The 19,937-nt window shown below is 54.7% G+C and carries 15 protein-coding genes; 10 read left to right on the forward strand and 5 right to left on the reverse strand.

Annotated elements, in window-relative coordinates; all coding sequences use genetic code 11:
• Positions 1–36: 36 nt before the first annotated feature.
• From AC0LWF_RS14625 to AC0LWF_RS14635, 3 genes are read right to left on the reverse strand one after another with little or no spacing between them, the layout of a single operon-like run.
• Entirely contained in the window at positions 37–993 is a 957-nt protein-coding gene (locus AC0LWF_RS14625) for a 1-phosphofructokinase family hexose kinase (protein WP_474652279.1), read from the reverse strand.
• A 23-nt stretch (positions 994–1,016) separates the two neighbouring features.
• Positions 1,017–1,976: a carbohydrate kinase family protein gene (locus tag AC0LWF_RS14630; RefSeq protein WP_474652280.1), complete on the reverse strand. Its 960-nt coding sequence runs from the start codon at positions 1,974–1,976 to the stop codon at positions 1,017–1,019.
• A gap of 60 nt (positions 1,977–2,036) precedes the next feature.
• Complete coding sequence (locus AC0LWF_RS14635; protein WP_474652281.1) at positions 2,037–3,854, reverse strand: DUF4091 domain-containing protein; 1,818 nt, start codon at positions 3,852–3,854, stop codon at positions 2,037–2,039.
• 195 nt (positions 3,855–4,049) lie between these two features.
• Between AC0LWF_RS14635 and AC0LWF_RS14640 the strand changes: the two genes are divergently transcribed.
• The 4 genes from AC0LWF_RS14640 to AC0LWF_RS14655 all read left to right on the forward strand — a co-directional run bounded on the left by AC0LWF_RS14640 (position 4,050) and on the right by AC0LWF_RS14655 (position 8,517).
• Positions 4,050–4,886: a sugar phosphate isomerase/epimerase family protein gene (locus tag AC0LWF_RS14640; protein WP_474652282.1), complete on the forward strand. Its 837-nt coding sequence runs from the start codon at positions 4,050–4,052 to the stop codon at positions 4,884–4,886.
• A gap of 18 nt (positions 4,887–4,904) precedes the next feature.
• Positions 4,905–5,876, forward strand: coding sequence for an ABC transporter permease (locus tag AC0LWF_RS14645; protein ID WP_474652283.1), 972 nt, complete (start codon positions 4,905–4,907; stop codon positions 5,874–5,876).
• Between the two features lie 22 nt (positions 5,877–5,898).
• On the forward strand, positions 5,899–6,786 hold the full coding sequence (locus AC0LWF_RS14650) for a carbohydrate ABC transporter permease (protein WP_090576630.1): 888 nt from the start codon (positions 5,899–5,901) through the stop codon (positions 6,784–6,786).
• A gap of 66 nt (positions 6,787–6,852) precedes the next feature.
• On the forward strand, positions 6,853–8,517 hold the full coding sequence (locus tag AC0LWF_RS14655; protein ID WP_474652284.1) for an extracellular solute-binding protein: 1,665 nt from the start codon (positions 6,853–6,855) through the stop codon (positions 8,515–8,517).
• A 48-nt stretch (positions 8,518–8,565) separates the two neighbouring features.
• On the opposite strand, the gene AC0LWF_RS14660 is transcribed toward AC0LWF_RS14655, so the two are convergent.
• Positions 8,566–9,288, reverse strand: a complete 723-nt coding sequence (locus AC0LWF_RS14660; RefSeq protein WP_474652285.1) for an HAD family hydrolase — start codon at positions 9,286–9,288, stop codon at positions 8,566–8,568.
• A gap of 64 nt (positions 9,289–9,352) precedes the next feature.
• Here AC0LWF_RS14660 and AC0LWF_RS14665 point away from each other — a divergent pair, with 64 nt between their 5' ends.
• A complete protein-coding gene (locus AC0LWF_RS14665) occupies positions 9,353–11,434 on the forward strand; it encodes an alpha/beta hydrolase family protein (RefSeq protein ID WP_474652286.1) in 2,082 nt (693 codons plus the stop codon).
• Positions 11,435–11,903: 469 nt separating this feature from the next.
• Here AC0LWF_RS14665 and AC0LWF_RS14670 read toward each other — a convergent pair whose 3' ends face one another.
• Complete coding sequence (locus tag AC0LWF_RS14670) at positions 11,904–14,153, reverse strand: helix-turn-helix domain-containing protein (RefSeq protein ID WP_474652287.1); 2,250 nt, start codon at positions 14,151–14,153, stop codon at positions 11,904–11,906.
• A gap of 198 nt (positions 14,154–14,351) precedes the next feature.
• Here AC0LWF_RS14670 and AC0LWF_RS14675 point away from each other — a divergent pair, with 198 nt between their 5' ends.
• The 5 genes from AC0LWF_RS14675 (at position 14,352) to AC0LWF_RS14695 (ending at position 19,935) form a co-directional block, all read left to right on the forward strand.
• Positions 14,352–15,530 (forward strand): GNAT family N-acetyltransferase, encoded by a 1,179-nt coding sequence (locus AC0LWF_RS14675; RefSeq protein WP_474652288.1) that lies wholly within the window; start codon positions 14,352–14,354, stop codon positions 15,528–15,530.
• On the forward strand, positions 15,479–16,795 hold the full coding sequence (locus tag AC0LWF_RS14680) for a Gfo/Idh/MocA family protein (RefSeq protein ID WP_474652289.1): 1,317 nt from the start codon (positions 15,479–15,481) through the stop codon (positions 16,793–16,795). Before AC0LWF_RS14675 ends, AC0LWF_RS14680 begins: the two co-directional genes overlap by 52 nt.
• A 17-nt stretch (positions 16,796–16,812) precedes the next feature.
• Positions 16,813–17,556, forward strand: a complete 744-nt coding sequence (locus tag AC0LWF_RS14685; protein WP_474652290.1) for a glucosamine-6-phosphate deaminase — start codon at positions 16,813–16,815, stop codon at positions 17,554–17,556.
• Position 17,557: 1 nt separating this feature from the next.
• Complete coding sequence (locus AC0LWF_RS14690; protein ID WP_474652291.1) at positions 17,558–18,955, forward strand: N-acetylglucosamine-6-phosphate deacetylase; 1,398 nt, start codon at positions 17,558–17,560, stop codon at positions 18,953–18,955.
• A 101-nt stretch (positions 18,956–19,056) separates the two neighbouring features.
• Complete coding sequence (locus tag AC0LWF_RS14695) at positions 19,057–19,935, forward strand: sugar phosphate isomerase/epimerase family protein (RefSeq protein WP_474652292.1); 879 nt, start codon at positions 19,057–19,059, stop codon at positions 19,933–19,935.
• Positions 19,936–19,937 lie beyond the last annotated feature (2 nt).

The raw sequence follows: 19,937 nt of genomic DNA on the forward strand, positions 1-19,937 counted from the left end.
AGGACAGCCACATTGCCGGTTGTCCTTTTAACAAAACTAAAGTTCGGTCACGACGACACATGACGCCATCGCCTCCGCCGCTTCCCGGTTCACTTCGCCGGTGCCCGGGGACATCGCGTTGACGGTGCCCGCGGCGACCGCGCAGCGCAGCGCATCCGGGACGTCCAGACCGCGCGAGCATGCGACGGTCCAACCGGCGACAAAGGAGTCGCCGCTGCCAACTGCGTTGACGGCGTCTACTGCCGGGGGGACCGCGAGCCACAAGCTGCCGTTCGGCTTAGCCGCGAGGCAGCCATCACGCCCCAATGACACAAGCAACGTCTGCACGCCATAGCTGCCAAGCTCTGCTGCCGCTCGCCGCACTGCCGCATAATCGTGCGGGTCTGCGCCGCACCACTGCCGAAACTCCTCCTCATTTGGCTTCATCGTATGCGGACCGCTTGCAGCACCGAGCTTCAGCGGCTGGCCGCTCGTGTCCAGCACGACAAATGCCCCAGCTTCGCGCGCCTTAGCAACAAGCTGCGCGTAGAAGTCATTGCCAAGCCCGCGAGGCAAGCTGCCGGACAGCGTCAGCCATCGCCCTGGCACACAAAGCTTCTGCCACAATACAAGGAACTGTTCCTTCTCCGCAGCCGAGATTTCCGGTCCTGGCTCAAGCACTTCGGTGGAACTGCCGTCAGTCTCGTCAATCATATTGAGACAGATCCGGCTCTCCTGCGCAATCGGCACCATCTGATGAGGAAGGCTGATCGAATCGAGCTTCCCTCTAATCCAATCCCCGTTGCTGCCGCCAGCAAAACCGACGGCAAGCACATCTGCGCCGAGCGACTGCGCCACTCGAGCCACATTCAACCCTTTGCCTCCAGCGGTTGCATCGACGTGAACGGCGCGGTTGACCGCGCCAAGCTGTAATCCCGGAATAATCAGCCGCTTATCAATAGCAGTGTTCAATGAAACGCAGACGACCATCCCGTCCGATGCTCTCCCACTCATGTCACTCCTATCACTCGCGCCACTCATGCCAGCCGCCGCCCCTCCGGCCAAAACCGCGCCAACGCATCCAAAGTCACCGTGCCAGCCCCGCCGATGGCAAGCGTCGAGAGCGCGCCGCAAGCGTTGGCGTATTCAAGCGCCTCGCGATCCGGCTCGCCTCGCAGCTTCGCAGCGATGAAGCCGGCGTTGAACGAGTCGCCGGCCCCGGTCGTATCGACCGGAACCACCGTGAACGGCTCCCCGTACTCAACTCGCCCATCCGCGAAGATACCAACCGCCCCAGCGCTGCCGCATTTCACAACCACCGCTCCGCGTTCCGCTGGCAGCCGCCCCGGCAGCTCATCAACGGCTCCCACCTCAAACACCTGCAGCGCTTCCTTCTCGCTCGGAATGAACCAATCCGTGTACGCGAGCAGAGCCGTTAGCCGTTCCCGATCCCAATTCTCCGCCGGGTCCCAGCCGGCATCGAACGATGTAGTCAACCCGCAAGCCTTCGCCAGCTGGAACACTTCGAGCCAATGCGGCCGCATTGCGTCTTGCAGGAAGTAAGAGCCGAAATGCACATGCGACGCCTCCCTGAACAGCTCCATCGGAATCACCGCAGGTGTGACCGCACCAATCGAGCCCATATAGGTAAGCAGCGAGCGGTCACTTCCATCGGTCAGCGATAGCGTAACGCCAGTACGTACCGAGCAATCCACCGCAACATGAGTGACATCGACGCCTAACCGCGCTAGCTCCTTCAGGCAGAAGTGCCCGAACTCGTCATCCCCGACGATGGAGACGAAAACTACATCAAGCCCGAGTCCGGCTAAGCCCGCCGCCGCAATCGCGGAAGACGAGCCGAGAGCAAGTCGGAAATCCCGGACGAGCTTCTCGCGGTTCGGCTCCGGCGCGATGTTCGAATCTGCAAAAATCAAATCGACATTCAACTCTCCGATGACGATCACCTTGCTGCCAGATTGCGCTGAATTCGACATCATGTTTACCGCAGCCTCCGTTTCCGTGTCAAAGTTCCGATACTCCATCTATACGATCGCGATTTATTGGCGGTCCCCAGCATTTACCGAAACCGCTGCAATCAGCTCCGCCGCACGTCTCCGGTACTCATCCCACTTGCTGCCGCAGGATGACCAAGACGCTTCCCCTCCTACGACCGTTTCGTGCATGCCGCTAGGCACCGTTTCGCGAGCAATCGCGTCCGCCTCCGCGGCAAAACCGCGCTGTGCCGCCAACCACAAATACTCATAATCCTGGATGCCGCGCCGCAAATTTTTCATCCGGATCGAGCTGATTGGTCCGTCAACCCCGCGATCCTGCTCGCGGAAGAACGGCTCCCGGCCGGGATAGAACAAGAGACCGTCGCCGTTGCCGAAGTGAACGCCGTCGTCGCCGTAATAGGCAGCTTCATCCTTCGCGACATACATGAACGTAACCGCGTAGCTATAAACATTCTGGTTCCAGCGTCCCCGAGGACCTTGATGGTTGTGCCGCCAATGCGTGCCGTGCCAGACGAAGTACCCTTCAATGGCATAACGATACCGCAGCCACGAGTTCACACGCATATCGACCGCTTCCGCTTCCAATATCAACGAACCGTGATAAGGTCGGTATCCGTTATAGAACCACAGCTTGTCACTGCTCGCCCGGCAATACGCCATAGATTCCGGATCGATCTTATGCGCGCACCAGATATCGATCGCATCCTCGATCTCCGGCGTATAGCGCCGCGTCGTTAGCAACGGCAGCCGTTTTCCAGCGCCGGCCGAATGATGCACAATTGCGGCCTGCTCGTCAATCCATTCATATTTTGCCGGGAGCGGCTCGTCGATCAGATAGCAGAAGTAGGAACCCGGCCACTTCAGCGCCTCGAAGTACTCGACCCACTTGTCCGCTTCGCGCTGCATCTCCTCCGGTTCGGTTCCGAGCACTTTAGCGCCATACATGCCGATTGGAAACACGCCTTCACCGACATGCTCACCCGGTCCTTCATAGCCGTTCTCCTTCGTAAAGAAGGAGCCGTTCAAGTAAGGCGCATACTGCTCCAGCGCCTCGGCATTGAACTTCCGGCCGTGAACATCGGAGCCGACGAGATCGAAACGATGGCGATGCGCCATCCGGCGAAACCGATCCCGAATGTCAGGAACCTCAGGGTAGTACTCCGACACGTCGTTCGCGTAGACGAAAGTGACCGAGTGATTCTCGTCCGGCAGCGCAAAATCATAAAGCTGCAGTTCAACCGGCACTACCTGCACCACCGCCCCCTCATCACCATCTCGAACTGTAACCGTCCCCCGATAAATGCCCTCCTTCAGCGCGGCATCTCGCGGAATATAAATATCGATCCAGAACCCTTGATTGGCCCGAGCCGCTACTCGAACAGGTTGACCGCCAAGACGAGGCTTCGCATTGGCAGGAATAAGCGCATCCGGTATCCAGCCGGATCGGTGGAGTGGAGGCGCGGACTCTGCATAGAACCATTGAGGCGCCGTGCTGAGATCGGGAGAGACGTATAAGTAATGCTGCGTAAACACCTCAATCCGCAAGCCGACATTACATGCCCCGTCTCCGCTAAAGGCTGCGTCATTTTCAATGCGGCAATTCTCATGCTCGTCATGGACAAGCCCGGACATCTCCACATAGAGCGAGCTTGCTTCCGCATCTCCAGCCTCGACGATGACTTGGAACGCGACCGTCTCGTTCCTTGCACCGAACAGCCGAATGGTGCTGCCATCCCAGATGCTGTTTTCCATTTTATTCGGATTCGCCAGATCTTCCTTCAGTATCTTCTCGCCATCATTCACAGCCCAAACCGCCAGCGCCAATCGGATCATCTCCTTTGATTTAACCGCTACTGCCATTGTGCGCCTTCGCGAGGCAAAGTGAAATTGTAGCAATTACGTATGGTTCACGAATTTACCGTACAGGTATGGTCAGTTTTTTCAGTTCTTCACGAATTTAACGGACAGCGATAAATAGATGAACGAGTGAAAAATGGTCCAATTTCATTCTCTTACCGTATCCAGTACATTTGAATCAGCAAGAGGCAAGGGGCGATGGCAAGAGTGAAAATGGAGGCGAGCCTGATGAAAGTAGCATTTTCCACACTGGCATGCCCGACCTGGAGCTGGGAGCAGATTTTGCGAGAAGCTTCCGCACTTGGGTATGACGGCATCGAAATACGCGGCATTGAAAATGAGATGATGGTTCACCGGTGTACACCGTTTCTGCAACAGAACATCGAAAAGTCCATGCAGCAGCTGAAGGAGCACGGTCTCGAAATTATTAGTCTCGATACCTCCTGCGTCTTCCACGATCTCGCGAAGTTTGAAGCTTCTATTGAGGAAGGGAAGGCAGCGGTCGACCTCGCGGTAAAGCTCGGCGTTCCTTATATTCGGGTGTTCGGGGATGCGATTCCGGCCGAGATCGCTCGCGAAGAGACGATTGCGCAGGTGGCACGGGGCATACAAGCGGTAAGCCGCTATGCCGAAGATACCGGCGTCACCGTCCTAATGGAGACGCATGGCGATTTCTCCGATTCCCGCGCTTTGCTTGCTGTAATTGAGCAGACCCGCAGCAGAGCATTCGGCGTCCTCTGGGACATAAACAATCCATATAAGTACGGAGAAGGCGAGCCGCTTGAACTAACCTATGAAAGATTAGGACGCTATATTAAGCACACGCATATCAAGGACACTCGCGGTGCGGACATGCATGGACAGACTACGCTGTGCGGTGAAGGCGACGTGCCGATTAAGGAATGTATTCAACTGCTAGCTGATAGAGGTTATGAAGGCTGGCTATCCTTCGAGTGGGAGAAACGCTGGATTCCTTCAATAGAAGAACCGGAAATCGCGCTGTCGCATTTTATTCGCTTTATCCAGAGTCTATAGGCAAAGGAGGGGAGCTGTATGGCTGTCACAACACCAACATCGATGGAAGCCAGCAAGACGGTTAACGTCAAGACGAAAGCGCCGACCAGATCGCTTGCCGCACGATTATACCGGGAGCGATACGGATTTCTGCTTCTGCTTCCGGGCCTTGTGTTCTTCATCTGGTTCCGCTACGTCCCGATGCTTGGCAACATTATCGCTTTCGAGGATTACAGCCCGTTCAGAGGCTTCTTGCACAGTGACTGGGTAGGGTTTAAGCATTTTGCCCGCATCTTCGAGGATGCGGAAGTCATTAGAGTCATCGGGAACACGCTATGGCTCTCCTTGCTGCAAATCGCTTTTGCATTCCCCATACCAATTATTCTCGCGCTTATGCTCAATGAAGTGAAAAATCAGCGAGTGAAGCGGCTCATTCAATCCGTCGTCTATTTGCCTCATTTTCTCTCTTGGGTCGTGGTCATCGGTATTGTGACGATTTTCCTGAAGACGGAGGGGATCGTTAACAAAGGGCTGAGCCTTGCCTTCGGGATGGAATCCATTCAGTTTCTTCAGCAGCCGGGCTGGTTCATGCCGCTCATTGTGCTCGAAGTGATCTGGAAGGAAGCGGGCTGGGGAACGATCATCTTCCTTGCGGCGCTTGCTGGTGTTAATCCGACCCTCTATGAAGCAGCGATTGTGGACGGTGCGAGCCGCTGGCGCCAAATGTGGCATATTACTCTCCCTGCCATTCGGGGCACCATTATTATTCTATTGATTCTACGGCTTGGCAGCGTGCTTGATTCCGGCTTTACGCAAATCTTCCTCATGCTGAACCCGTTCACGATGGACGTCGGCAATGTGCTCGACACCTTCGTATATTTCAAAGGGATCCAGCAGTCGGACTTCAGCTTCGGAACGGCTGTCGGCTTGTTCAAAGGACTTGTCGGCTTGGTGCTCATCGCCTCGGTGAACCGGTTTGCAAAGAAGTTCGGCGAAGAAGGCGTATTCTAATCAGGGAGGAGCTAAGCGAGCTATGCCGATAAAACGCACTGTATCGGATCGGATCACCGACGCAATCAACCTGTTTCTGCTCGTGCTGCTGTCGCTTGTGATGCTGTTTCCGTTCTATTACATTACCGCGGTCTCCTTCTCTTCCTATGAAGAGTTCGTGAATACCGACTTTCTCCTGTTCCCGAAGGTTTGGGTGCTCGACGCATACCGGTTCATCTTCGACTCGAAGGAGTTTATTCGCTCCATCGGCGTCACCGTATTCATTACCGTTGTCGGCTCGATCGTGAGCCTGCTGCTTACTTCCACCATGGCCTTCGCGCTCATTCGCAAGCTGTGGGGACAGCGATTCTATCTCTTCCTCGTCTTGTTCACCTTCATCTTCGGCGCTGGCATGATTCCAACCTATCTGATCGTCAAAGCAACGGGCCTCATCGATTCCTACTGGTCGCTCATCATTCCGGATGCGATCAGCGCCTTCAACTTAATCGTCATGCGGCAGTTCTTCCTGAGCATTCCCGAAGAGCTGCACGAAGCAGCCGTTATCGACGGCGCGAATGATCTGCAAATCTACACGCGAATCATTCTTCCGCTCTCCAAGCCTGCGCTTGCCGCTTTCGGCCTCTTCTATGCGGTCGGGCAGTGGAACACGTATTTCACAGCCATTCTCTATTTGAATGATCCGTCAAAATGGACGGTGCAGGTTATTTTGCGGCAAATCGTCATTCTCGACGATACGACCAATACCCTTGCCAGCGCCGCTCGCGAAGCTGCGAGAAGCGCACATTTGCCTCCACCGGAGACGATCGGCATGGCTGCTATTATTTTGGCGACAATTCCAATTCTGATTGTGTATCCGTTTCTGCAAAAACATTTTGCCAAGGGGGTGATGCTGGGATCGGTAAAGGGTTAAAAAGCAGCATTGTAATCGCGTCCAGATTCGGCAACCATTAGGGTGGACAATAGGGAGGGGCTAAACATGAAAACGAAGCAAATCGTTACACTGTTCGCAGCGCTAAGTCTCGTAACAGGGCTTGCCGGCTGCGGGGGCTCAAACAACAATTCCGAGAACAATACTGCAAGCACGAACTCTACGGCGACGACCGACTCCAGCAACACGGCTACGAATCAGACAGATACGAAAACAAATACGACTTCGAATACGAAGACAGATAATGAAGCGGCAACGACGACAGACAAGAAGCTCGAAATTTCCAGCATTCAAGGCACATGGGCAAGTCCACTTCCAGACCCGAACGGCAATGGCGCGAAAATGATCAATGAAAAGTTTAACGTTGATCTGAAATCGCAGTTCGTGCCGTATGACGAATATGCGAATAAGCTTCCAGTCGTTATGGCGGCCGGCGATTTGCCGGATATGATCGGCATGGAAGGCGTCGATGCCAACTTCGTGAAGTGGGCGAAGCAAGGCGCGTTCCTCCCGCTGAACGACTACATCGACAAGTATGATGCAATCAAGAACATTCCGAAGAGCGTATGGGATGCGGTCACGGTTGACGGCAAAATCTACGCCATTCCGAACTACTTCCCTGCCAAATACGGCAAGAAGCCGATCATCCGCAAAGACTGGCTCGACAATCTCGGCTTAACGATGCCGACGACCTACGACGAGCTGAAGAAGGTAGCGATCGCCTTCGCGAAGGACGATCCGGACAAGAACGGCAAGAACGATACGCTTGGTCTTGGCCTAGCGAAGTCAATCGTGTATGGCGCATGGATGGGAGCGGAGTGGGACAGCGGCTGGTATAACAAGAATGACAAGGGCCAGCTCATTCCGGGCAATATCTCCGAAGGCTTCAAGAAGCAGGTTACACTGCTGCGCGACTTGTACAAAGAAGGTGCTGTCAGCAAAGACTGGGCGGTTACGAAGTCGGCGGACGCTCGCAAAGATTTCTTCGCTGGCAAGATCGGCATCTACTACGAGCAGCCGTATGATATTTCCGAAACGCGCTTCAAGCAGCTGAAAGAAACGAATCCAACGGCGGAGCTCGCAGTCATTCCTCCGTTCGTGCAGGACGACGGACAGCAAGGCTTCACAGGCCTGCCGGGCTATTATGAGTTGCACAGCTTGAACGCGAATTTGAAGGATGATCCGGACAAAATCAATCGTGTTCTGGAAATGATCAACTACTTCATGACGTTCGTTCCAGTCGATCAACGCAACGATCAAAATCCGGAGTTTGACTGGCAAAATGGCGGCGTAGGCAAAGGTTATACGATGGAGAACGGCGTTGCGATCGATATCGACGGCGCGTTCAGCGAAATGCCTCAAACGTACCTGGGTATTCGTTACTGGGCGCCTACGGATGAAGATACACAGCCGGCAATGGTGCTTCAGGATCCGTTCACGAAAGGCTTCGTACAGTCGGCGGTCGATCTGCTGAAGAACACGAAGACGTATCTGGATCCGGTTAACCGTGTTCACTCCGACTTGCTGTATGCGAAAGTATCCGAGCTCGACCAGACGGTTGCTGAGCACACGACCAAGATGATCGTTGGTCAGGAATCAATCGAGGATTGGGATAAGATGGTCCAAGAGTACCTGAGCAAAGGCGGCCAGGATATTATCGACCAGGTTAATCAGCTGCTGGATCAAGATGGTATCGAGGGTGAATGGAAATAGGGAGTAAGGAGGGGGAGAGAGGCGAATGCGACTCTCTCCTTCTTTATCTTATAACCTCTGCGGTAGCAGGATCGCACGCAGCTCTTCTAATTCGCTAATAACCGCTAGAGGCAGCGGGGCTTCGGGGAGTTGCTTGTTTTTGCGATTCAACCAAATCGCGTTCAATCCTTGGCTGATTGGACCTGCGATATCATTCATCCATGAGTCACCGACGACGAGCACCTGATCCGGCGATAAAGATGTCGCCTCGAGCACATGCTGATAGATCCGTGGACTAGGTTTCTCGTGGCCAATTGCTCCGGATATGAAAACATACTCTGGCGGTATGACGTCAATGAGCTCGATTGCATGCAGCTTGGCAAGCTGCCAATCTTTGCTTCCATTTGTCAGAATCCCTAGTTGATAGTGGCTGCTAAGCTCAGTGATGAGCTGGATCGTTCCCGCATCTGGTTTCATATTCTTCTTACTCATGGATTGGTATAGGCTCTCAAAGCTGGATGCCAGCTCTTCATCCGCAATTCTCCCAAGTTGCTCCATGGAACGGATGAAACGCGCTGTGCGGTATTCGTCTAACGTCATTTGGCCGCTGTCCAGTTTCTCAACCATTGCTTGATTAACCTGTTCGAAGACATCGTATAATTCGTTCACATTCATCTCTTTAGTGAAAAAATGATGGCTGAAAACTTCCTTCACACTAATTTCCCAATAGTCGTCAAAATGTAATAGAGTATCATCCAAGTCGAATAGAATGAGCTTGAGATTGCTGAGCATCAAGTTGTTCTCCCTTCCATTTCCATTCTCGTTACTAGTTTATATCAAGACGAAAGGAGATTCTATGCGCAATTACTCCTTGCAAGAAGAACAAGCGAATCGGAGAAGGGAACTGTCCTATATCGAGGATTACCCCGATATCGAACGGTTTCACCAGCATCCATTCCGGAGGTTCTTGGATAAGCGGAATGCGGAATATTTGGTCAAGCGTAAGACGGCGCTTCGTCAGGTGAATGATAAGGCGTCGGCGCTGGCTTATCAAGCGCAGGCTCGCGAGGCATTTCGGGCGTCGGTTGGCCCGCTGCCGGCTGGAAGTGCGAGCGCTTATGTGACGGGGGCTTTGGACTTTGGAAGCTATTTGATCGATAAGGTATGCATCGAGACGATGCCGGGTATCTATGCGACCGGGAGCTTCTATTATCCGAAGGAACGCAGCGGGGGCGATGAATTGCTGCCAGCGCTGCTCTTGCTGTGCGGACACTCGAATGATGGCAAGGCGCATGTGACGTATGTTTCGTTCTGCGTCGAAGCGGTGATGAAAGGCTTCTGCGTGCTGACGTTTGACCCGGTTGGACAGGGAGAGCGTAGAGTAAGGGAAGTGGTGGACGGAGAGAGCAGAAAAGTCGGTGTAGGCAGCGAAGGTAATGAAGGAAGTGGAGGCGGAGAAGGCAGCGAAGGCAATGTAGCTTGGCTGGACCCGGTAGCGGCGCACTGCTTCCTCGACCAGAAGCTGAGTCTGCTTGGCGAGCATCTCGGTGCTTATATGATGCAGGACAACATTGCTGCGCTAACGTATTTGCTGGCAAGACCTGAGGTAGACGCTGCGCGCGTCGGAGTGACCGGCAATTCCGGCGGGGGCACGATGTCGGCTTATATGGGCGCATATGACGACCGGATAAAAGCGGTTGCGCCATGCTGCTATATTACCGGGCTGCGGTCGATGCTGTACCGACTTATGGCGCAGGATGCGGAGCAGTGCTTGCCCGGCTTCATGGCTCGCGGGCTCGATCACAGCGATCTGGTGACGGCGGCTGCTCCGAAGCCTTATCATATCGGCGCTGCGATGTTTGATTTCTTCCCAATTGACGGCGTGCGCGATGCATTCATTGAAGCGAAGAAGCTGTACCGGCTGCTTGACGCGGAAGAGCAATTGGAGCTTCATGTGGTCATGAAAGGGCATGGCTTCTGGAAGGAAATGCGGGAGCAGGTGCTGCTGTTCTTCTGCCGTACGTTTGGGGTTGAATGGGACTCGGGAGAGGCGGTAGATTATGATCGTCTGCCTTCGGAGTCAGAGCTGCGGTGCTTCTCGGCAGATGACGGCGATGCAGCTGGTTCGTTGCTTGAAGTAGTTCGGGAGAGAGTACGGAGCTTGTCTGCAAAGCAGCAGCAGCAGCAGCAGCCGGAGCAGAACGGTGCAGAGGTAAAGGAGCAGTTGTTAGGACTGCTGCAGTTAGGGCATGACGGCGAGCGGAACTACTCGGCGCTAGAGCCGGACAGGAATGGCGGCATTTCGTTCGAATCCGAGGACGGCATGATCATTACGGGGGTCTTTCACCGCTGGAGCTCGTCTGAAGCTGACGTTTCGAGGCGGATTTGGCTTGCCATTGGCGGCATGAAGGAAGCAGAGCTTGAACGGGCGAGAAGCTCCGGCTATGATGCTGTGCTCATCATTCACCCGCGTGGAACTGGGCCGGCAGCAATGGAGCCGGGCTGCACGTTCGGCATGTTTGAGCCGGTGCTGGCGAGCGGCTATAATGCCAGGCTGCTCGGCCAGTCGCTGCAAGGCATGCGAGTGACGGATGCGCTCGCCGCCATCGGCTCTTTGAAGCAGACGCCCGGCTGCGAACGGGCGGAAGTGACATTGTACGGGCAGGAGGAGCATGCCCTCACTGCCCTCTACGCCGCCGTGCTAAGCAGCGGCAGCAGCATACACAGCCTGCGTGTTGACGGGCTGCTTGCCAGCTTCCGAGCGTTCGCGGAAGCTGATCAGCACACGTTCGATGCAGGCATCATCGTCCCAGGGCTGCTGCTTGCCTTCGACATTCCCGATTTGCTCCAGACGCTGCAAGCCGAGCTCAGAGTCGTCGCCGTCGAGAGCTGGCTCGATCCGATGAAGAGACCGGTTGACCCGATTGGAGGGTCATAACAACAAAGCGGCGAAATCGACGTATTCGTCAATTTCGCCGCTGAACCGCTAGCGCGCAAGATAGGGCAAACAATTTATTGTCCGCTCGTATGATGTCCGGCTGCTCTTGCCTAGCGTGCATCCGCGATAATCTGTTCGCTCAATCGCTAGCTGGAATTACACGTTCTATCCAGTTGCCCACTTCGAGCTAACGAATCGTATAGCGCTTATTTAACCGATTTCGGCTCGTTTTATCGGCTAACGAACTGGAGTCACGCTATTGCCCCCAATATGCCACCAAAATGGCGCAAATTCGCGGAATAACGTGACCTGAGTTCGTTAGAATATCAAACCCGCCAAATGTGCTCGAATAACGCCTCCTGAGTTCGTTAGAGGGAGAGCCCACGCCGGGAGAGAGCTCTTAATAGCTCGCTCCGCCAGCTGCACTGCCTAGCACCGCCAGCCGCCCGGCAACCGCCAGCCGCTAGCGTCAAGCCCGCTCCACCTTGCGGAATTCGCTCGGCGTCACGCCTGTAAACTTCTTAAACATCCGATTAAACGAATTAATATTCTGGTAGCCGACTCGGGCGGCGGCGTCTCCGATTTTGACGTCGGAACGGGATAGCAGCTCCTTCGCCCGGCTTACCCGGATCAAATTCACGTAGTCGACGAAGTATGTACCCGTCTTTTCTCTGAAATACGTCGACAGATAGCTGCGTGTAATGTTCAGCTTGTCGGCCATCATATCGAGCGTAATGTCGTGGGCATAGTGCTGCTCCAGATAATCGAACACGAAGCTCGTTATATGATCCTTCTTCTCTTTCTTGCTCTTGATCAGTTCCGTCAGACGCGGCAGCCATTCTTCGAACACGAGCTCCAATTCCTCGAACGTATGGCAGTGCGCGAGGCGGGTTTGCATCGTTTGCAGCAGTTCGGTATCAAGCTGGCTAACGATGAACGCACGTTTGGCTCGGTCTACAATGCAGCTCACAAAGCTCCGCACCTCATGATCGCCTGCTTCTTTCTTCCGCAATGCCGCAAGCTCCCGTTTCACGAACTGAACGATCTGCCCTTCATTGCCGCTGGCCAGGCTCGCATTCAGCTCTTCTTCCTGCGCATGCATCAAATAATAATTTGCCAGTTTGGAATCCGCGGACTCCCATAACACTTGGTTAGCGCTGCCAAATTTGCGGTGCTGCAGCAGCGATTTCACTTGCTCGAACGACACCTTGAAGTCTGCCTGCTGCTCATAGCGAGTGCTTACCGCCATCGTCGAGAAGCAATACGCTTGGTCAAGCTCGAGCACATTTTTGAACCCTTCGAGCGTTTCATCCAAATTCAGTTCAGCGTCGCCGGAGTAAATGACAGACAGCAGCTGATCGCTCTCGAGCTGGAGGGTGAGCGAATCTGGATACTTCTCCGTTAAGATTTTATCAAGATACGCCCTAATGAATAAGGTTGCGCGCTCCTCGTCATCGGATATTTCCTCGAGCAGCTGCGGCCGGAAAGTCAGCTTGAACAACACAACCCGGTACGGTTGGTTGCTCTTGATCAAATCCTTCAGATAGCTCGCATTGTTGCGAATGTTCCTCAGTTGATTGATATAGGCAAAATGGCGCAGCAGTGAGTTCTTCTCTTCGAGGTTCTGAGTGATATCGAAATTGGAATCGAGCAGATGGCGAACCTTATCTTGAATGATGGCGAATTCCTTAATGCTGCTATGCTTCTGCCAAGGGAAGCCGGTCGTTAGCTGCTGAATCGCTTGTACGAGCTGCTTGACCGGACGGTTAAACTGCAGGCTGAACAGGAAGGCGGCCAGTATGCTGATGACAACTGCGAGCGCGAGCAGCAGGACAAAGTTAATATTCCATTTCATCTGCGAGATGGTGTCGTCCGGAATGACGTTGACGTAGGTGAGCCTGCTCGTCTCGCCCTTCTTATAGAAATAATAATTGTTCCCGTGTTTCACAAAGCTGGAGCTGCGATCAAAGGCAGGGAATGTCCCGTCCGCGCCGCCGCTCGAGAAGTAAGGCCGCTGCACATCATCCAAGATATAGAAATCGTTCGTGATGGATTGGTGGAACGCTTGGTACATCTTTCGGGCATCCGCGAGAGCGATGATGAGGACGGAAGGATTCGTTTGGTTTTTGATGACGATTGGAATGAGCTGAGTGCTTACTTTTTTGTTCAAATATTCATACTCGGAAAAGGTAGAAGCGGGCAGTATTCGGGTGACATAGAGATTATCGAATTGTGATTTCCAGAACTCGTAGGAGTAGTCTTTGCTGTTGTAATAGCGCTGGAACATGACGTCTGCGTCGGCGCCTCGGGATTTCTCAATGGTGACGTTGCTCTTCTGGAAGTAGATGATCATATTCTCGAGGTAAAGCGATTGATTGGAGAGGTACATTTGGAGTTCATCAATAAGCTTGCTGCCTGCCGCGTAATCGAAGTTCGGCTTGTCGAGCGCAGCGATCTTGTCGTTCATTGAGAAGGAGAGGATGGAATTTTCGATGAGGCTGATTTTGCCTTCGTAGCTGTCGATCGTATTTTTCAAGTTGAGGTTGTTGTAGGTAATGACTTCTTCTTTGATGTGGCCTCGATAGAAGAAGACGGAATACAGAATGAAAGAGACAAGCAGCGTCACAATTGTGATGTAGCTGATCAGGAGCCAGATGAAGAGGGAAGGTGACTTAATACGGGCAATCGGGAACGCAAGCAGCGATGCAATTCGATTCATGAAAACAACCCTTTCATCTTGGTATGTTTTCAAGCCTGTTTACATTAAGTTTATAGAATAGCGGGCATCAGAACAATGGTCTTATTTTCATAACTTCACTGTTTTTTTGGGTAATGCAAATAAAATGAACCATATCAAATACTGCGTGTATCAGGCACAGCGGCGATTCGCTATAGTGGAGTCATAAGGGGGAGTCACATGATTAGAACGATCAGGCAAGAGGAAATACGGCAATCGCTCGAACTAACTCAGGCAGCCTTCGCTATCCGTTTCTCCGAGAGTGACATTGAGCAGCGTCTTCCCAAGTTGAAAATGGAGCAATATCTCGGCTATTACGTCGACGGGCTTCTCGCTGCGCAGCTGGAAATTCTGCCGCTTGCCATCTACGTGCAAGGGGAGGAAGTCGCAATGGGCGGCATCGCCACTGTGTCTTCTTACCCGGAGCTGCGCAGGCAGGGCATGGTGGGCAAGTTGCTCGTCAGAAGTCTTGCGGAGATGCGAGAGAGCGGGCAGGCCGTTTCCATGCTGAACCCATTCGCGTACGGATTCTACCGCAAGTATGGCTGGGAATATTTTTCCGTGCAGAGCTTGTACACGCTTGAGGTTAGCGCCGCGCCGAAATATCCAGCTGCGCCTGGTGCCGTGAAGCGCCTTCGGGCGGAGGGCTGGATAGAGGCAGGCGCAGTCTACGACAAGTATGCCAAAAGGTATAACGGGATGCTGCGGCGGGACGAGGATTGGTGGCTGAACCATGTTTTTCGGCGCAAGCTGGGCAGCTTGGCGGTTTATTATGCGGCGGGCAGCGGCGAGCCGACAGGGTATATGCTGTATGACATCAAGGACCGGCATATGAATATGCATGAACTTGTCTACCTCGATCAGGAAAGCCGGAACGGCTTGTGGCAGTTCATACGGAACCACGACTCGATCATTTCAAGGCTGAAGTTTACGGCTCCTGCCGATGAACCGTTTCTGTTCGGGATGGCTGAGCCTAAGCTTCAGCATGAGCTGCATTCGAATTTCATGTTCCGTATCGTCGATGTGGCGGCATTCGTGAAGCAGTACCGGTTTGCAGAGGCTGCCTCAGGAAGCGTGCTGCATGTGAATCTTGCAGACGAGCATGCCGAGTGGAATAACGGCTTGTGGGAAATTACAGTCGGCGCGGATGGGAGAGCGGAAGCTGCACTTCTTGCGGGGGAAGCGAGTGCCGGCGGGGCGATCAGTTGCAGCATCCAAACCTTAGGGGCGATCTTGATCGGATGCCGGCGGCCTTCGCAGCTTGCGGATCACGGGCATCTCGAAGGATCGGCGGAGGCAGCAGCAGCTTGGGAGCAGGCAATACCGCGGCGGATATCGTATATGACGGACTTTTTCTAGAGGGGAAGGGGCCGGAAGTGAAAAAGTATGCTTTTGTAGGCGCGGGCAATCGGGGCACTTATATGTATGCGGTGCCGATGAGCCGGGATTATGCGGATACGGCAACAATCGTCGGCGTGTTCGATACGAATGCGAAGCGGGCGGCATTGCTGCAGGCGAGAATCGGCGGAGATGTTCCGGTCTATGAGGATTATGCGGTGATGCTGGATCAGGCGAAGCCCGATGTCGTTATCGTGACGTCAATTGATAGCACGCATCACACGTATATCGTGGCGGCGCTGCTCGCTGGCTGCGACGTCATTACGGAGAAGCCGCTGACGATTGATGAGGACAAGTGCGAGCGAATTCTGGAGGCGGAGCGCCTAACAGGCAAACAGGTGACGGTGACGTTCAACTTGCGGTACATGCCTTTTATGGGGCGGTTGAAGGAACTGGCTGGCGAGAAGATGCTTGGCCACATTACGCATGTGCATTTCGAATGGTTTCTGGATACGAAGCACGGCGCGGATTATTTTCGGAGATGGCATCGACAGAAGCAGAATTCCGGCGGATTGCTCGTCCATAAGTCAACGCACCACTTCGACATTGTGAATTGGGTGCTGGGGGATGAGCCGGTTGAAGTGCAGGCTTTCGGTGCGACGAGGTTTTATGGACCGACTCGGCGAGAGAGAGGCGTTCGCTGTAGCGGTTGTGAGCATGCGTCGAGCTGTGAGTTTTACATCGACATCAGGAAAGGGAATTACCGGCTGCTCTATTCGGATTGCGAGGATGTGGATCAGTACTACCGCGACGCATGCGTGTTTGCGGATGAAATCGACATTGAGGATACCGTTAGCTTGACCGCCCGCTATGCTAGAGGAGCAATGATGAGCTATTCCTTGACGGCTTATGCTCCGTACGAAGGCTTCCGCATGGTGATAACAGGCACTGCCGGACGGTTGGAAGCGGTGTATACGGAAAGTGATGTCGGAGGTATGAGTGCTGGTACGGAATCGGACTCGGGGAAGGGCACGGACACGGGAAAAATGATTAGGTTGTTCGGTCGGCATGGGCTGGTTGTTGATGCTCCGCTGGCGGAAGAGAGCGGCGGACATGGAGGGGGCGACGAGCGGTTGCTTCGTGCGCTGCTTATCGGCGGCGAGGATGATGGTGGCAGGCAGGCGACGAGCCGGGATGGAGCGCTGTCATGCGCAATCGGCTTTGCGGCGAATCGATCGATTCGGGAAGGGCGGCCGGTCCGTATAGCCGAGCTGATAAAACTTTGATGAGGCGGGGGATTGGTGTGGACGTTCAAGTACTGGAAAATGCACAGCTGCTAGGAGAGCAAGCGGCGGCGCACGCAGCGTCGGTTCTGCAAGAGGCGATTAATCGCCAAGGAAAAGCGAGGCTGCTGCTGTCTACGGGCTCGTCCCAGTTTGAATTCTTCAAAGCTTTTGTTGGCCAGAAGCTGGAATGGAGCAAGGTTGAGATGTTTCATCTTGATGAATATGCAGGCATTCAGCCCGATCATCCTGCCAGCTTTCAGGCGTATTTGCTCGAACGGTTCATTCGGCAGGTGGAGCTCGGTAAGTACCATCTTGTCGACGGCACAGGCGATCCCCGTGCGACGATTGCTCAGTTAAATGAAGCGATTCGCGAAGCGCCGATTGACCTTGCCATGATTGGCATCGGGGAGAATGCTCATATTGCGTTCAATGATCCTCCGGCTGATTTTGATACAGAAGAGCCGTACATTGTGGTGGAGCTGGATGACGCCTGCAAAAGGCAACAGGTCGGAGAAGGCTGGTTCGCCGGTCTGGAGGATGTGCCGACGCATGCGATTACGATGAGCGTAAGGCAGATTCTGAAAAGCAAGGTGATACTCTCCTGCGTGCCCCATGCGGTGAAAGCGGAGGCGATAAGGCTGACGTTGTCGAGCGAAATTGCGCCGAATGTACCGTCGACGATGCTGCGCACGCATCCGAACTGGACGCTATATCTGGACCGTGCCTCTGCTGCGCGTACGGAATTGGCGGCTTTAGAGTAACATGCGGAGACGATGGACGGGAAGGCGCTATGACACCGGCGAGCTGGTACATATAGATGCGGAAGACGGAGTCATTGTAGCTGTAGTTGCGGCTGAGGTGGCAGAGAGGGAGCGAGTGGGGACGGGCGCGGGAGCGTTTGAGGAAGAGAGCGAAGGAAAGAGCGAGTGTGAGGGTGCGGGCGAGGGGATAGGCAAAGGCATAGGTGAGAGTCAGAGCCAGAGCCAGAGCCAAAGCCAGAGCCAAAGCCAAAGCCAAAGCCAGAGCCAAAGCCAAAGCCAGAGCCAGAGCCAAAGCCAAAGCCAAAGCCAAAGCGACAGCTTCTGCTGGATCTCTCCGGGCTGGATCGATCTGCAGGTGAACGGCTTCGCCGGCTATGATCTGAACGGCGAGGCGACTACGCCGGAGGATGTACTCGGCGTGGCGAACGCGTTGTCCGCCCTCGGCGTGACGAGCTTCTGCCCGACCGTCATTACGGGCAGCGCGGAGCGGATTCGCCAAGCGGTGCATGCGATTCATGCCGCTTGCGAGCATGATGAATGGCTTGGCGAGGCGATCCCGGGTATCCATCTGGAAGGGCCGTATCTATCGGCCGAAGATGGACCGCGCGGTGCGCATGACAAGGCGCATATTCGTGAGCCGGAATGGGCCGAATTCGCCGCTTGGCAGGAGGCGGCAGGCGGGCGGATCGCGCTGTGTACCATCGCGCCGGAGAAGGAGGGCGCAATGCCGTTCATCCGGCAGCTCCGTGATGCTGGCGTTCGTGTTAGCATCGGCCACACGATGGCGGTGGCGGAAGAGCTGGGGGATGCGGTGGCAGCCGGGGCAACGATGTCCACGCATCTTGGCAATGGGGCGCATCCGGTGCTGTCGCGGCATCCGAACTATATTTGGGAGCAGCTGGCGGACGATGGGCTGACGGCGATGTTTATCGCCGATGGACATCATCTTGGCGCAGCTGCACTGAAAGCGATGATCCGGGCGAAGCAGGGGCGGTTCATCCTCGTGAGCGACAGCGTCAAGTTCGGCGGCATGCCCCCGGGCCGCTATGACAGCGAGATCGGGCAGCAGGTGGAGCTGCTGCCGAGCGGAAGGCTGCAGACGGCAGCCGATCCGCGCATCTTGGCGGGCTCCGCGCAGCCTTTGGTGTGCGGCATCGAGAATGCGATGAAGCTCGCTGGCGTTAGCTTGGCGGAGGCGATCGACGCGGTGACGAAGCGTCCTGCGGAAGCGATGGGATGGCAGGAGCTCGGTCGTCTGGAGCCGGGAGCGAGGGCGAACTTGACGCTTTTTCGCATGGTGGAGGAAGACGGTGGCGTGAGCGGGAGTGGACATGGGAACGGACGGATTCAGGTTAAGCAGACGGTCGTAGGCGGCCGGACGGTTTGGCAAGATGGGTAGGCTTTGTGGTAGAAGTTAGTTGGTGGTGGATTAACGCCCAAGAGTGAGAAAGAGAGTACTCAGGAATCTACATTCTCACATTGGCTGAGAGGAGCTGAATTGTGGAACGAATAATCGATAGATTAGGCGTTATTACGGATGAGGTCTCACCCGACATCATCACTGCGCTGGATTTTGCGGCGGCGAATGGACTGAAGCATATCGAGCTGCGCAGTGTAGACAATCGCAATGTGCTCGCGCTTAGCGATGAGGAAGCGGACACCATTCGTACGGAGGCGCAGAGCCGCGGACTGTTCATCTCTTGTATCGCTTCTCCTGTATTCAAGTGCGCGCTTGATGCATCACGGCAGGTTGCCGAGGGGGACCGGTTTAATCAAGCGGAACGGTCCGTCACTGAGCATTTTGCCATGCTGCAGCGGGCGATGGAGCTTGGGAAACGGCTCGGCACGAACCGGATCCGAATCTTCTCGTTCTGGCGGGAGGAGGAGCCGATTGCACGGTTCGAGTCGGAGATCGTCAGCCATCTGACGCGCGCCGCCAAGCTGGCGGAAGAACGCGGTATGCTGCTTATGCTGGAAAATGAACCATCCTGTAATGGCGGCTTTGCCATAGAGGTTGCCCGTCTCTCCTCTGCCGTGCAGTCCCCCGCGCTTCGCGTATTGTGGGATCCGGGCAATGAGCAGTACGGTAGCAGGCCGAGCTTCCCGGAAGGCTATGCAGCGGTTCGCGAGTTAATTGCGCATGTGCATCTCAAAGACGTTGTGCTCGATGCAGAGGGGAAGCCGCGAGCGGTTCCGATTGGAGCGGGCCTTGTACCGTATGAAGCGCATTTTCAAGCTCTTCGGGAGGATGGCTACAACGGCTTGTTTACGATAGAAACGCACTATATCCCGGATGGCGGCACCGCTTTGGAAGGAACGGCGATGTCTCTGAAAGGTTTGAATAAGCTGCTTGAGCGGCTGCAATCCGAAGTTAGGTGAAC

The sequence above is a fragment of the Paenibacillus sp. sgz302114 genome (assembly GCF_056120345.1).

Coding starts and splice junctions, on each gene's coding strand:
- AC0LWF_RS14625 (WP_474652279.1), bottom strand. CDS start 993: ATGAGTGGGAGAGCATCGGACGGGATGGTCGTCTGCGTTTCATTGAAC.
- AC0LWF_RS14630 (WP_474652280.1), bottom strand. CDS start 1,976: ATGATGTCGAATTCAGCGCAATCTGGCAGCAAGGTGATCGTCATCGGA.
- AC0LWF_RS14635 (WP_474652281.1), bottom strand. CDS start 3,854: ATGGCAGTAGCGGTTAAATCAAAGGAGATGATCCGATTGGCGCTGGCG.
- AC0LWF_RS14640 (WP_474652282.1), top strand. CDS start 4,050: ATGGCAAGAGTGAAAATGGAGGCGAGCCTGATGAAAGTAGCATTTTCC.
- AC0LWF_RS14645 (WP_474652283.1), top strand. CDS start 4,905: ATGGCTGTCACAACACCAACATCGATGGAAGCCAGCAAGACGGTTAAC.
- AC0LWF_RS14650 (WP_090576630.1), top strand. CDS start 5,899: ATGCCGATAAAACGCACTGTATCGGATCGGATCACCGACGCAATCAAC.
- AC0LWF_RS14655 (WP_474652284.1), top strand. CDS start 6,853: ATGAAAACGAAGCAAATCGTTACACTGTTCGCAGCGCTAAGTCTCGTA.
- AC0LWF_RS14660 (WP_474652285.1), bottom strand. CDS start 9,288: ATGCTCAGCAATCTCAAGCTCATTCTATTCGACTTGGATGATACTCTA.
- AC0LWF_RS14665 (WP_474652286.1), top strand. CDS start 9,353: ATGCGCAATTACTCCTTGCAAGAAGAACAAGCGAATCGGAGAAGGGAA.
- AC0LWF_RS14670 (WP_474652287.1), bottom strand. CDS start 14,153: ATGAATCGAATTGCATCGCTGCTTGCGTTCCCGATTGCCCGTATTAAG.
- AC0LWF_RS14675 (WP_474652288.1), top strand. CDS start 14,352: ATGATTAGAACGATCAGGCAAGAGGAAATACGGCAATCGCTCGAACTA.
- AC0LWF_RS14690 (WP_474652291.1), top strand. CDS start 17,558: ATGCGGAGACGATGGACGGGAAGGCGCTATGACACCGGCGAGCTGGTA.